The organism is Glycocaulis albus (genome assembly GCF_014639075.1).
In the GTDB taxonomy this organism is placed as follows: Bacteria; Pseudomonadota; Alphaproteobacteria; order Caulobacterales; family Maricaulaceae; genus Glycocaulis; species Glycocaulis albus.
The window spans coordinates 160,834-174,347 of sequence record NZ_BMFS01000005.1 but is presented as its reverse complement, the minus strand read 5'-3'; the positions used below and the strand labels follow the sequence as shown (position 1 = coordinate 174,347).

Annotated in this window: 13 protein-coding genes; 9 read left to right on the top strand and 4 right to left on the bottom strand. The window is 63.6% G+C overall.

All coding sequences use genetic code 11. The features are described from left to right. The first annotated feature begins 12 nt into the window (after nt 1–12). Nucleotides 13–1,509, top strand: coding sequence for an AMP nucleosidase (locus IEV75_RS07295; protein ID WP_188451931.1), 1,497 nt, complete (start codon nt 13–15; stop codon nt 1,507–1,509). A 3-nt stretch (nt 1,510–1,512) separates the two neighbouring features. On the opposite strand, the gene IEV75_RS07290 is transcribed toward IEV75_RS07295, so the two are convergent. After that, on the bottom strand, nt 1,513–3,582 hold the full coding sequence (locus IEV75_RS07290; protein ID WP_188451901.1) for a putative bifunctional diguanylate cyclase/phosphodiesterase: 2,070 nt from the start codon (nt 3,580–3,582) through the stop codon (nt 1,513–1,515). 127 nt (nt 3,583–3,709) lie between these two features. On the opposite strand from IEV75_RS07290, the gene IEV75_RS07285 reads away from it, so the two are divergent. Genes IEV75_RS07285 through IEV75_RS07275 form a run of 3 tightly spaced genes read left to right on the top strand, consistent with a single transcriptional unit; the run spans nt 3,710 to nt 6,621 of the window. Next, a complete protein-coding gene (locus IEV75_RS07285; RefSeq protein WP_188451900.1) occupies nt 3,710–4,480 on the top strand; it encodes a tyrosine-protein phosphatase in 771 nt (256 codons plus the stop codon). Between the two features lie 6 nt (nt 4,481–4,486). Continuing rightward, a complete protein-coding gene (locus IEV75_RS07280) occupies nt 4,487–5,809 on the top strand; it encodes an anthranilate synthase component I family protein (protein ID WP_188451899.1) in 1,323 nt (440 codons plus the stop codon). Beyond that, nucleotides 5,806–6,621, top strand: coding sequence for an aminotransferase class IV (locus IEV75_RS07275; protein ID WP_188451898.1), 816 nt, complete (start codon nt 5,806–5,808; stop codon nt 6,619–6,621). Before IEV75_RS07280 ends, IEV75_RS07275 begins: the two co-directional genes overlap by 4 nt. Here IEV75_RS07275 and IEV75_RS07270 read toward each other — a convergent pair. After that, complete coding sequence (locus IEV75_RS07270) at nt 6,618–7,397, bottom strand: DUF547 domain-containing protein (protein ID WP_188451897.1); 780 nt, start codon at nt 7,395–7,397, stop codon at nt 6,618–6,620. The two genes, IEV75_RS07275 and IEV75_RS07270, sit on opposite strands and share 4 nt — an antisense overlap. 121 nt (nt 7,398–7,518) lie before the next feature. Here IEV75_RS07270 and IEV75_RS07265 point away from each other — a divergent pair, with 121 nt between their 5' ends. Then, on the top strand, nt 7,519–8,388 hold the full coding sequence (locus IEV75_RS07265) for an alpha/beta fold hydrolase (RefSeq protein ID WP_188451896.1): 870 nt from the start codon (nt 7,519–7,521) through the stop codon (nt 8,386–8,388). A 238-nt stretch (nt 8,389–8,626) separates the two neighbouring features. On the opposite strand, the gene IEV75_RS07260 is transcribed toward IEV75_RS07265, so the two are convergent. Next, the gene (locus IEV75_RS07260; RefSeq protein WP_233351787.1) at nt 8,627–8,821 is read right to left on the bottom strand and encodes a DUF1289 domain-containing protein; all 195 of its coding nucleotides are present in this window, start codon (nt 8,819–8,821) and stop codon (nt 8,627–8,629) included. Nucleotides 8,822–8,950: 129 nt separating this feature from the next. Between IEV75_RS07260 and IEV75_RS07255 the strand changes: the two genes are divergently transcribed. Then, complete coding sequence (locus IEV75_RS07255; RefSeq protein ID WP_188451895.1) at nt 8,951–10,231, top strand: NupC/NupG family nucleoside CNT transporter; 1,281 nt, start codon at nt 8,951–8,953, stop codon at nt 10,229–10,231. 233 nt (nt 10,232–10,464) lie between these two features. Here the strand turns inward: IEV75_RS07255 and IEV75_RS07250 are convergent, their stop codons facing one another. After that, entirely contained in the window at nt 10,465–11,187 is a 723-nt protein-coding gene (locus tag IEV75_RS07250; protein ID WP_188451894.1) for an acyltransferase, read from the bottom strand. 21 nt (nt 11,188–11,208) lie between these two features. Here IEV75_RS07250 and IEV75_RS07245 point away from each other — a divergent pair, with 21 nt between their 5' ends. The 3 genes from IEV75_RS07245 to IEV75_RS07235 all read left to right on the top strand — a co-directional run bounded on the left by IEV75_RS07245 (nt 11,209) and on the right by IEV75_RS07235 (nt 13,343). After that, the gene (locus IEV75_RS07245; RefSeq protein ID WP_188451893.1) at nt 11,209–11,496 is read left to right on the top strand and encodes a DUF3253 domain-containing protein; all 288 of its coding nucleotides are present in this window, start codon (nt 11,209–11,211) and stop codon (nt 11,494–11,496) included. Continuing rightward, nucleotides 11,489–12,085 (top strand): uracil-DNA glycosylase family protein, encoded by a 597-nt coding sequence (locus IEV75_RS07240; protein ID WP_188451892.1) that lies wholly within the window; start codon nt 11,489–11,491, stop codon nt 12,083–12,085. The genes IEV75_RS07245 and IEV75_RS07240 overlap by 8 nt, the downstream gene beginning before the upstream one ends. A 181-nt stretch (nt 12,086–12,266) precedes the next feature. Beyond that, entirely contained in the window at nt 12,267–13,343 is a 1,077-nt protein-coding gene (locus tag IEV75_RS07235; RefSeq protein ID WP_188451891.1) for a Leu/Phe/Val dehydrogenase, read from the top strand. Nucleotides 13,344–13,514: the final 171 nt, after the last annotated feature.

Here is a 13,514-nt window from a genome sequence, read left to right as displayed (position 1 = left end):
GTTTACACCTTGCTGCCCGCCAGCCCTGTCCGGCCAGAAGCCGTCGCCGACACATTCGAACCTGCCACGAACGCCAGCGAGGCCGTCGACCGGCTGAGCGCGCTCTACACACGTTCGGTCGCGTCGCTTCGCGCGGCGCTGAAAGCCTATCTCGATGGCGGCCTGCCGCCGGGCGGCGCGGACCGGGCATCGGGGCTTTTTGCCTATCCCGAACTGCGCATCACCTACCGGCCCGACGGACCGGTGCCGCCGCTGAGCCGGGCTTTCGGCAAGTTTTCCGAAAGCGGCGTGTATACCCAGACCATCACCCACCCGGAACTTTTCCGCGAATATCTGATCACGCAGATCGGCCTGTTGCAGGGCGAGTACGATGTGCTGGTGGAAACCGGCGTTTCAACGCAGGAAATTCCGTTTTCCTATGTGCTTGACGGTGCGCAGGATCTCGACATGGACGGGGCGGCGCCCGCCGAGCTGGTGCGTCATTTCCCCTATGCAGACCTGTCGCGCATAGATGACGCACTGCCCAATGGCGAGCGCCCGTCCATACCCGGCACACCGCGCCCGCTCTCCCTGTTTGACGGCGCGCGCACCGACTATTCGCTGCAACGTATCAAGCACTATACCGGCACACCGTTCGAGGATGTGCAGGACTTCATCCTGTTCACCAACTACCACCGCTATGTGGACGCGTTCGTGGCCTGGGCCGCAGAACAGCTCAAGGGCGATAACGAGTACGAATCCCTGTCGGCTGCGGGATTTGTCCATGTCGATGCCAGCACGGATGATCCGCTAGGCGTTGTGGAGAGCGCGCCCTGGCGGCGCTTCCAGATGCCGGCCTATCACCTGAAGGCACCGGGGCGGCGCGGGATAACCCTGGTGAATATCGGGGTCGGTCCGTCCAACGCGAAGAATATCACCGACCATCTGGCCGTGCTGCGCCCGGAATGCTGGCTGATGATCGGCCATTGCGGCGGGCTTCGCCATTCCCAAAGGCTTGGCGATTATGTGCTCGCGCACGCCTATCTTCGCTATGATGCGGTACTGGACCGGGACCTGCCGGTGGAAATTCCCATCCCGCCGATCGCCGAGATCCAGATAGCGCTGCAGGACGCCGTCAAACGCGTCAGTGGAGACAGGGGCGAGGCCCTGAAGCGCCGGCTGCGCACCGGCACGGTTGTGACCCATGCCGACCGGAACTGGGAGCTGCGCTATCTTCAGGAAGCGCGGCGCATCAACCAGTCGCGCTCAATTGCCGTCGACATGGAAAGCGCCACCATTGCGGCCAATGGATTCCGCCTGCGTGTTCCGTATGGAACGCTGCTGTGCGTCTCTGACAAGCCGCTGCATGGCGAGTTGAAGCTGCCCGGGGCTGCGAACCGTTTCTACAACAAGTCGGTGTCGGAACACCTGCTCGCGGGCATCGAGACGGTGCACATCCTGAAAGCGGCCGGGTCAGAAGCCCTGCACTCACGCAAGCTGCGCAGCTTTGACGAGCCGCCCTTCCGCTAGACCCTAGGCGCTTCGCGCTTTCTTTCCTGTCATGGGTACGGGCACGCTCTCACCGCTGATGCGGATACGCGTGCCCAGCTGGGCCACAATGCCAATAGGGGCCGGCCGGCCGAGCAGGAAACCCTGCCCCTCGTCACAGCTTTCCAGGTGCAAGAGGTCCAGCTGCTCCTGGGTCTCGATACCCTCGGCCAGAACCGGGATCGAAAGGCTCTTGGCCAGTGCGAGAACCGCCCGTACCACCGCCAGAGAACGCTGATCAGTTTTCAGCTCGTCGGTGAAGGATTTGTCGAGCTTGATCTTGTCGAACGGGAAGGTGCGCAATGTGTCCAGCGATGAATAGCCGGTGCCGAAATCATCAAGGGCAATGGAAACACCCAGCGCCTTTATCTGGCGCATGACGTGCAGCGACTGGGCTTTGTCCTTGATCAGCGCCGTCTCGGTCAGCTCGATCTCGAGGCGCGCAGGCGGCAAGCCGGTCTCTATCAGCACCTGGTGTATCTGCTGGGGCAGGCCGACATGGGTCAGCTGGATCGCCGAGAGATTGACCGCAACCTTATGAGGGTAGGGCCAGGATGCCGCATCCAGACAAGCTTTGCGCAGCACCCAGTCACCCAAGGGCAGGATCAACCCGTTGGCTTCGGCCAGCGGTATGAAGTCAGCCGGCGAGATGGGTCCCTTGACCGGATGGGTCCAGCGCAGCAAGGCCTCAAAACCCCGTACTTCGCCGGTGCCGATGGCTGTCTGAACCTGGTAATGGAGGGCAAGCTCGTCATTGTCGATGGCGTGGCGAAGGTCATTGGCGAGCTGGCGGCGTTCACGCACAATCTCACCCAGTTCGGAGTTGTAGAAGCAGACATTGACCAGCGGGTCCGATTTCGCCCGGTACATGGCCAGGTCCGCATTGCGCACCAGCGTCTCACGGTCATCGCCATCGCGCGGATAGACGGCAACGCCTATACTTCCACCCGTGGTCGTTTCCAGCGTGCCATAGGTAATCGGCTCTGCAAGAAGCGTTTCGAGTTGCTGGACGAGCTTTTGCAGCTCGGTCTCGTCTGCCGTTTTCAGGATGATGCAGAACTCATCGCCGCCAAGCCGGGCCGCGAAATGACGCGCGCCATCGAACTTGCGCAGGCGTTCCGCGAGTTCACACAGCACGTGGTCACCAGCAGCGTGGCCCCAGCTGTCATTGATTTCCTTGAACCGGTTCAGATCAATCGCCGCAACGGCTGTGCTGCCCGAAAACTGTCCGGCCAGGCGCGTATCAAGGCGCGCAGAGAAGCTGGTCCGGTTGGGCAGGCCTGTCAGCGGGTCGTGCAGGGCCATATGGCGCAGTTGCGCGTCAGAGGCCTCACGCATGCGCTTTTCGATGTAGAAGGTGGCAAGTCCGGTGCCCAGGATCAGCACGCCGGCAATGGCGACCGCCACGGCCATGACCGTGAAGGCTTCCGAGCTGGCACCCGGCTCGTAGCCTGAAATCGGCTCGACCATGAAGGCAGCCATGCCGGTGAAGTGTAAAAGCACGATGCCGGCAACAAGCGTGAGTGAGGGCACCATGCAGCGCCAGCCACCGTGCCAACGCACTGTCAGGTGCAGCGCCGCGGCCGCGAGGACGACGGCCAGGGCTATGGCCGCCGCAATATATCCCGCATCCCAGGTCACGATGCCGTCAACGCGGTAGGCGAACATCCCGGTAAAGTGCATCGCGCTGATGGTCAGGCCCAGCAATGCGCCGCCGAACGCCGGCGCAAACTTCAGGGCGCGATTTGTGGCCAGCAGAAACGCCAGGCCAGAGCCGCCAATCGCGATCAGGCCCGAGGCAATCGTCAGCCAGGCATCGAGCGTTACGGCTGTTCCGGGCTGGTAGCCCAGCATGGCGATGAAATGGGTCGTCCAGATCGCCGATCCCGCGCAGATTGCCGCAAGGAAGGCCCAGCCGACACGGGCAAGGCCTTCAGCGCGTACCACCTGCCGGTAAAGCCGGATGGTGACCGTCGCCCCGACGACGCACATGATGGCCGCAAGGAGTACAAACCAGAGGTTATGCTCTGTGAAGAGGCATGTGAAAACGCGCATCGGCTAACCCCACCTATTGACCCATTCTTATGCGTTTTGAGGGGTTGATAGCCCGTACAGGTTAAAATTCCCTGTTCAGGCGTGTGCGAGCCTTGCTGGCTGCCGCCGGGCGGGCTAGGTCAGAGCCATGAATGATCGTGTCCTGCGCCTTGAGGGCGTCCACAATTTCCGCAAGTTCGGCGCCTATGCCCTCGCCACAGGCGGCACTGTGCGCGACGGGCTGTACCGGTCGGGCCAGTTCTCCCGCGCGACTCCCGCCGATATTGAAACCATGGATGGGCTGTCCATCCGTGTGGTCGCAGATTTGCGCCGTCCACGCGAACGCGAAGCCGAACCATCCCACTGGCCGCAGCGCGAGGGCGTTACCGTACTGGCCAGCGACCATGCCGGGTCGGACGAGCCACCTCATCTGGTCTTCCTGCGGGAAAGCGACATGTCACTGGAGTCCATTCGCAGCTTCATGACAGAGACCTATCGGCGGCTGCCATTTGATCCGGGCAATCAGTGGGTATTTGCCAGCGGATTGCGCCAGCTTGCAGACAGCAAGCCTGAAGACGGCTTCATCGTGCATTGCGCGGCCGGCAAGGACCGTACCGGCCTGTTCTGCGCGCTTCTGCTGAGCGCGCTGGGCGTGGATGAGGAAGAGGTGCGCGAGGACTATCTGATGACCAACACAGCCGTTGATTTCGACCGGCTGGTTCCGGCGGTCGGCAAGCGGCTGGAAGAGACACTTGGCAAGAAGACCGGCCACACGGAGCTGCGTGCCTTTCTGGGAGTGGACCCGGTCTATTACGATGCGGCCATGCAGGCCATCGGCGATCAGCGGGCCTATCTGCGCGACGCGCTGGGGCTCGAAGACGCCGTGCTGGAACGCTTGCGCGAGAACCTCACCGGATAATCCACCATGGCTGAACCGGCCGCTTCCTCAGGGCCAGACCTGCCGCTCGCCTGGCGCGCGCCGGCCGACTATCTGGCGGCCATTGACCAGCAGCCTGGCGTGCTGCTGCTGTCTGGCGGAGACGGCACGCCGCGCGGCCGCTTCAGCTATCTGACCGCCTTTCCGGCCGCATTCATCCATATGCCGGGCGGGCCGGACCCGCTGGAGCCGTTGCGGACAGCGCGCCAGCTCTACCCACAAGCGTGGATTGGCGGACTGCTAAGCTATGATCTGGCTGGCCGGTTCGAGGCTCTGCCGCCTCTTGTTGGCCCAGTGACGCCCTGGCCGGAAATGGCGCTGGGCGTGTACGAGGCGATTGCTGTCTTTGATCACCAGACCGGCAGGGCGGTGATCAGGGGCGAACCGGGTGCGGCGGCCCGCCTGCAAGCGGGCTTGCTGGCGCCTGCGCCAGCGCGCACTGACACTGCGCTGCTGGCGCCGCTGGAGCCCGTCTGGAGCGAGGCGCGCTATCTCGCGGCAGCCCGCACGGCCCGCAACTATGTCCGGGCAGGGGATGTGTTTCAGGTCAATCTTTCTCACCGCTTTGGCGCCCGCATTCAAGGCGCACAGGCGCCCCTGGCCGTCTTGAAGGCGCTGGCCTCTACCAGCCCGGCGCCGTTTGCCGTCTATGCGCGCGTTGATGACGAACGGGTCGTCGTGTCCAACTCACCTGAACGCTTCTGGTCACTGGATGCCGATGGCCGCGTGGAGACACGGCCGATCAAGGGAACGCGACCACGCGGGAGCGATCCGGCAAGCGATGCAGCGCTGGCCGCCGAGCTGCACGCGTCGGCCAAGGACAGGGCGGAGAACCTGATGATTGTCGATCTCATGCGCAATGACCTTTCGCGCGTGTGTGTGCCGGGCAGTGTAAGTGTGCCGGAGCTGTTTTCGGTGGAGAGCTTTGCCAATGTGCATCATCTGGTCTCGGCTGTGACCGGCAGGCTGGCACCGGACAGGGACGTGTTCGACCTTCTGACGGCCAGCTTCCCGCCAGGCTCGATCACCGGCGCACCGAAAGTACGCGCTATGGAGATCATCGCCGAGCTGGAGGGTGAGGCACGAGGCCCCTATTGCGGCGCAGCCGGCCTGATCTCGCCAGATGGCAGCGCACGGTTCAATGTGATGATCCGCACAGCCGGTTTCGTGGCTGACGGAGACGGCTGGCAGGTGGAAGCCCGCTCCGGCGGCGCCATCACGATCGACAGCGAGCCGGAATCGGAACTGGCCGAGACCCATTCCAAGATCGCCATGCTCAAACGCGCCATGCAAGCGACAGGACGGACATGATCTGGCTGAATGGCACCCTGTTGGAGGCAGACCAGGCCCGCATCAGCGCAGCCGATCGCGGGTTTCTGCTGGGTGACGGCCTGTTTGAAACCATGCGTCTTGAAGCCGGTGTCTTGCGGCGCTGGGAGCGGCATGCCGCCCGGTTGAAAAGCGGGCTGGCCACGCTGGACATTCCGTTTGATCCGGGGCTGGACGTACCCGGCATTGCCGCCGAGCTGGCGCGCCGCGGTGCGCTGGACACCGCGACGATCCGCCTGACCATTACACGTGGTGAAGGCGGACGCGGGCTTGAGGGTGACAGCGCCGCGCCCAATACTGCCATATCGGCAAGTGCGCTGCCCTCTCCGCCAGGCGGCTTGCGCCTGATAACGCTCGACGCGCCGCGCCGCGCGCCGCTCACCCTCGCCGCGCATTTCAAGATGATCGGCTATGGCGACAATATTCTTGCGAGGCGGATGGCGAAGGCGCGTGGCGGCGACATGGCCGTTTTACTATCCCCGGAAGGACGCATCGCCTGCGCAGACAGCGCCAACCTGTTCTGGGTCACGGGGCGCACCATCTATACGCCCGCGCTGGACACAGGCGCACTCAACGGCACCACCCGCGCGGCCATTCTTGATGGCTTCGCCCGCCGGGGCCTGCATGTGGAGGAAGGCCATTTCCGCCAGGAATCGCTGGCATCCGCGGAGGCGGTCATCGTGACCAACGCCACCATGGGCGCCGTCCCTGCCACCAGCCTCGACGGACGGCCGCTCAAGGCCACCCATGCCCTGGCCGAGCTGGTCTGTGATATCGAGCGCAGTGCGCCTTAGGGCCTGTTCAGCGACCAGTCATAGGCATGACTGCGGATACGCGGATTGGCCCTGATCCGGGCTGCGAGGTCCGGGGCTGCAAAGCGCAGCAGATGCGCGATAACGCCCTCATCATTGCCGCCAAAATCCTCCTCGTACCATTTGTAGATGCGCGAAATGACAAGCCCGCCATCTGTCACTGTCACGCCGCGGGGATGGTTCACATAGGCGCGCGCCGCTGCTTCAAGATCAGCCTGTAAGGTCTCCGCCTGCCAGGCCCGCAGGCCGATATTGGGGCATCCGATCGAGGCGCAGTTCACGGCGTAATGGACCAAAGCCGCCTCAAACTCCTGGCGCATGATGTCATGCTCGATATTATCCAGCGTCAGCGCACGGCCTTCGTTACGGGTCAGCTCCATGCCCCACGGGCCAATGGAGAAAAGCGACGGGCGTATCTGGCGGATGGAGCGGGACGGGGCCTCATCAAGGATCAGGCGCACGGTCACCGCATTGTAGAGATTGGCCCAGAAGGCGAAGCGTTGCGCATCGGGCAGGCTGGAGGCGGGTATTTCTTCCAGCGTGCTGATATAGGTTTCCAGCGCTTCGCGGTCGTCTGCGTTCGACCGCCAGCGCGCATAATCAACGCGGTCAATGCCGTCCGCGCCACGCGTGACATAGGTTTGCAAAAGCCGGTCCCAGCCACCGTGCAGATCGTCCCGGGCGTGCCCGGCAGACAGCGGCACGATCATCATCAACAGGCCAGTCAGGGCTGCGCGCCACATCGCCATCGTCTCCATCCGCTCTCCTTGACCTTATACGGCGGAGGCGCGAAAGCGGATGGGAGCGGTGCGCTGCGGTCTTGATCGGCGGGCAAACAGGCGCATCTTCGCAAGCGCAATAATCTGGAGGCGATCCGGTTTGCCCGTTCTGACACCCGAAACACGCCGCTTTACCTCGCCCGAGGGCGAGATAAACGCGCTCGTCTGGCCAAAGCCAGGAGCCACCCGTATCGTCTTCCTGCATGGCAACGGCTTCAATGCCCGTTCCGGCATGAAGCTGCTGGAGCGGCTGGCAGACCGGTATGAGATCATCGCACCGGATCTGCGCGGCCATGGCTCCACCACATTGCCTGCCGATCCGGCCGGCCATCGCGACTGGCATGTCTATGCCCGCGATGTGGAGACCCTGCTGGGTCAGCTTGATCCACGCGCCTTCGTACTGGCAGGACATTCCATGGGCGGGGTCACCGCACTGCTTGCCTGCGAACGGCTCGACCCGAAGCCGCTCGGCCTTGCCGTCATTGATCCTGTTGTGCTGCCGCGCAGCTTTTACGCCATCAATCACACACCGTTCTGGCATCTGATGTGGCGGCGCTTTCCGCTGGTGCAGGGTGCGCTGCGGCGCGGCAATTTCTGGCCGGATGCTGACGCGGTCAAGGCGCGCTACGCTGACCGGCCGCCCTTCATCCACTGGGCTGACGGCGTGCTGGACGACTATCTGGCAGGCGGGCTGAAGACGGTAGATGGCGGCGTTGCGCTCGCCTGCGATCCGGCCTGGGAGGCGGCCAATTACGCCTCCCACCGGCATGACCCCGTTGGCGCTGCCCGGCGGGCCGGTGTACCCATCGCGGTCCTGAAAGCGGGAAAAGCGTCAACCGTGCGCGATATCGCGGGCCTGGAGCGGGCGGGCGCGGTCATCACGCCCCTGCCCGGCCATTCCCACCTCGCCCCGATGGAAAATCCGGCAGCCTGCGCGGAGTGGATTGTCAGGCAGGTGGAGGGGTTCTGAGTTTCTACCACTACCCTCGTCATTCCCGCGCAGGCGGGAATCCAGAGATTGAGTGTCGAAGGCATAGCAAGTCGCTATGGGTCCCGGCTCGGGGACCGGGACCCCGGGCTTGCCTGTCCCCGTGAAAACAGGGAACCCGGGATCCAGTCCTGTTGCGAAGGCCCAGCCAAGTGGCTCTGGGTTCCCGCCTGCGCGGGAACGACGAAGAGGGGTACGGAAACGCCGAGCTAACCCTCTTCTACCGCACCTTCGCCTCATAGGCGCTACGGCGTTCATCCAGCACAGGTTTGACCGCCTCACGCTCGGCATCGCTCATCTTCGTCCAGCGGCCAAGCTCTTCCATGGTGCGGAAACAGCCGACGCAAATCCCCTCGCGTGGATCGACGAAACAGACCTTGATGCAGGGTGACCAGACGGGGGCGTTCATGGCCATCACATAAAGCCTGCTCCCCCTTGCCTGCAAGCGCTTCCCCTTTGTCTGCACCCTGCCTATTGTGCGTTAACACTTGGCGGGCTAGCACCCGCGCTTTCTCGCATCACGCCTGCCGTCCGGGGGAATTTCATGGAAGATATGGGCCTGCAGCTGCGCAGCCTTCTGGGCGTGTTCGCCTTTGTCGCTATCGCCTGGGCGCTGGGTCCGCGCAAGATGCCGCCCATCGTGCTGATCCTCGGTGCTGTGATCGTCCAGTTCGCCATCGCTTTCGCCCTTTACAGCTTTGCCCCCACGCGCGCCTTCCTCGCCTCGCTGACCGGCGTGGTGGAGGTGCTGCAGGCCGCGACGACGATGGGGACGAGCTTCGTGTTCGGCTATGTCGGCGGCGGGGAGAGCCCGTTCCTGATCAACCCGGACTCGGACGCCTCGACCTTCATCTTCGCGTTTCAGGCCCTGCCCATGGTGATCGTGCTGTCGGCGATCTCGGCTTTGCTCTGGCGCTGGCGCGTGCTGGAATTTGCCGTGCGCGGCTTTGCGCTCCTGTTCCGGCGCATCCTGAACCTTTCCGGAGCGGCGAGCCTTGGTGCGGCAGCCAACATCTTTCTTGGCATGACCGAAAGCCCGGTTCTGATCCGCCCGCGCCTGCCCACGATGAGCCGGTCTGACCTGTTCCTAATCATGACGGTGGGTTTCTCAACTGTGGCCGGCTCGGTGATGGCAATCTATGTCAGCCAGCTGTCCGGCATTGTTGCCGACGCCGCAGGCCACATCCTCACCGCTTCGCTGATCTCGGTGCCCGCTGCTGTGCTGCTGGCCCGCCTCATGCACCCGCAGGACGAGACCGAGGAACAGGCCAGCAAGGAGAAGGTGCCGGTCAATCTCTACCATTCATCGATGGACGCGCTGACCACGGGTGTCTCGGACGGTGTGCGCCTGTTCGTCAACATCATCGCCATGCTGCTGGTGTTCACCGCCATTGTGGCGCTTATCAATTTCTCGCTGGCAGCCGCCGGCGATATCAATGGCGCGCCACTGTCGGTGGAGCGGGTGCTCGGCTGGGTCTTTGCGCCGCTGGTCTGGCTGGCGGGCATTCCGTGGGCCGAGGCGCAGACGGCCGGTTCCATCATGGGGCTGAAAACGGCGCTGAACGAGATTTTCGCCTATGACGCGCTGTCCAACACCGGCGATGAGCTGTCTGCGCGCTCGCGCCTGATCATGACCTATGCGGTGTGCGGTTTTGCCAATTTCTCGTCCGTGGGTATCCTCATTGGCGGCCTGATCGCGGTCGCGCCCTCACGCCGGGCGGATATTCTCTCGCTGGCTCCGCGTGCACTGATCTCCGGCACATTGGCAACGCTGATGACCGGCGCGGTGATCGGTGCCCTGCCGGGCGGTCTGTTCGGGCTTTAGATTTCGCTCTGTCATCCTCCGGCCGAGCGAATGCGAGGTCCGGGGGGCCCATGCCCTTTAGTTCCGTAACGCATCCGCGTTGCAATGTTCCACGAATACCCGCCTATGCGGGCACAGGCAGTCGCGGGCGCGCGTTCGCGCTTTTCAGGCCGCTTCGTGGCCTGCGAGCAAACCGCTAGCGCTCACCTCTCAGGCATGGGTGGCCCGGATAAACCGGGCCATGACAGGATTGATCAATCCCCCGCCGTGGGCCACAGCTTCGAGCGTAGCCAGCCAAGGGTGGAATTGCCTTTGAGCGCGTCCTTGTAAGCGTTTTCCATGAAGGCGTTCAGGCCAACCGGATCGCCCAGCATGTCCATGCGGGTCTTGTAGGGGCCGTCAGGATCAAGCTCTTTCACCGGCCTTGCCGGATTACCGGCTACCACCGTATTGGCCGGCACATCGCGGGTGACGACGCTGCGCGCGCCGATGACGGCGTTGTCGCCGACAGTGATGCCCTTGCCGATAAAGGCGCCATCACCCACCCAGACATTCCTGCCCAGCACGACAGGTTTGCTCTCGGGCCGCGGGTCGATGCGGTCATAAAGCCCGTGCCAGTCGGAATCGGTGATGGTGACGGATTTCGCGATCAGCGCACCGTCTCCGATCGTGATGGACCCGCCCGCCAGCAGGCGCACACCGCCCGCAAAAAAGCAGCAATCGCCAATCGTGATGGAGCCGGGTACATCGCCCGGTGACCAGACGGTGAAGCTGACCGGCTGGTCACGGCGCGTCACCACATGCAGGGCCCGCCCGGCGCGGATGTTCGGACCGAACACTTCCATGTTCCAGGGCCGCACGATTTTGGCGTGCTCGCCCAGCGCCTCGAAATGCGGCTTCACGAAATGGGCGACAAAGGCGTTCTCATACGCCTCCCACGCGCTGTGCATCCAGTATGGGCGGTGGTCACGGCGCATGATCGGCGCTATCTCCAGTCCATGAGCAAGGACACGATAGAAAGCGCGATTCTCGCCCTCGTCGAGCAGCGCGGTGCCGGTAAATCGATCTGCCCGTCAGAGGCGGCGCGCGCCGTCTGGCCGGAGGAGTGGCAAAAGCGCATGCGCGAAGTGCGCGGCGTAGCCATCGGCATGGCCCGCAAGGGCGAGATTTCCATCCTGCGCAAAGGCAAACCCGTCGACCCGGACGACTTCAAGGGCGTTTACCGCCTGTCGCTGCCAGTCGCGCAAGGCGGCGAACCGCAGCCAACGCCCGAGGCCGATGACTGAACGCTTCGACACGCTCGCCGCCGAAATCCGCGCCTGCCGTGTGTGCCAGGGCGATCTGCCCCATCCCTGCCGCCCGGTATTGCAGGGCAGCGCTTCTGCGCGCATCCGCATTATTGGTCAGGCACCGGGGACGCGCGTGCAGGCCTCTGGCCGGCCCTTCACCGATCCTTCGGGCGAGCGTTTGCGCCACTGGATGGGGGTGAGCGAGGCCGAGTTCTACGATCCGCGCCTCTTTGCCATCACGCCGATGGGTTTCTGCTTTCCGGGCCTTGATGCAAAGGGCGGTGATCTTCCGCCCCGGCGTGAATGCGCCTCGCTCTGGCATGACCGGGTGACGGCCAGTCTGCCCGATCTGGAATTGACGCTGCTGGTCGGCCTGCATGCGCAGCGGCGCTATCTGAACCTTCCTGCATCGGCCAGCCTCTCCAGTACCGTGCTGCGCTGGCGAAATTTCTTTCCAGAATATGTTGCGCTGCCGCACCCGAGCTGGCGCAATTCGGGATGGTTAAAGCGGAACCCATGGTTTGAAAACGAGGTTTTGCCTCTCTTGCGATCTCGCATCCGCGAAATTCTGCAACGCACACTTTGACCGGACAAACTACGTTATATTTCCGCGACTTGCGTTAACGCCGCACGGCGAGTAAATGGCGGCCATGAAACGGGCGGATCCGGTCTTGAAGGGCATGTCACGGGCAAAGCACCCACCCTCGCCGTTGATACCGCTGCCACCGCGCTGAACCACCAGCGCGCCTTCAAAAAGGAACTCCCCCATGAGCGTGCCTGCCAGCGTGTTTGAACATCCTGCTTTCGACAATCACGAGAAGGTGCTGTTTGCCAGTGACCCCGCCACGGGGCTGCAGGCAATCCTGGCCGTGCACTCCACGGTGCGCGGGCCGGCGGTGGGGGGCTGCCGCATGTGGGCGTACGATACACCGGCGGACGCCGTGACGGACGTGCTGCGCCTGTCCCAGGGCATGAGCTACAAGAACATCATGGCGGATTTGCCGATTGGCGGCGGCAAGAGCGTCATCATCAAGCCGAAGGGTGATTTCGACCGCGAGGCCCTGTTCCAGGCCTTTGGCCGCGCCGTGGATTCGCTCAATGGCCATTATATCTCGGCGGAGGATGTGGGCGTCAGCCCGGCAGACATGCTCAGCGCGCGGCGTACGACCCGCCATGTTGTCGGCCTGCCCGATGGCACGGGCGACCCCTCGCCCACGACCGCCAAGGGCGTGTTCCTGGGCATTCAGCTGGTGGCGGAGAAGGCCCTTGGCAAATCATCCCTCGCAGGCGTGAAGATTGCCGTGCAGGGCGCCACCGGCCATGTCGGCTCCTATTTGTGCGAACACCTCGCCAAGGCGGGCGCGGAGCTGACCCTGACCGATATCCACGAGGATGCTCTGCAGGCGCTGGCGAAAAAGCTCGGCGCGAAGACGGTGAACAAGGACGATATCTACGATGTCGAGGCCGATATTTTCGCGCCCTGCGCCCTCGGCTCGATCATCAATGAGAAAACCATCGACCGGCTGAAAGTGCGCGCCGTTGCGGGCGCTGCCAACAACCAGCTCGCCACGCGCGAAATGGGCGCGGAGCTGATGAAGCGCAATATCGCCTACGCGCCTGACTACGTCATCAATGCCGGCGGCATCATCAATATCATGGGCGAGATCGACACACGCTTCGACAAGAGCTGGGTCGAAGGCAAGCTGCAGGGCCTCAAATCCACGCTGGGCGAGATTCTCGACACGGCCGACAGCGAAGGCCGCCCGGCCAACCTCATCGCCGACGAGATCGCCCGCCAGCGCATCGAGGATGCCCGCGCCGGCAAGCTGCAGGCAGCGGAGTAGTCACTCCAACACCCTCGTCATTCCGGGCGGAGCGAAGCGCAGACCCGGAACCCAGTGTTGTTGTTCCGCAAACCCTCGCGAGGGCGAGGTTAGTGCGGAGCACAAGTGAAAGACTGGGTTCCGGAAAGCGCGTCAGCGCTTATCCGGATTGACGAATGTGGGTGAGAGGTG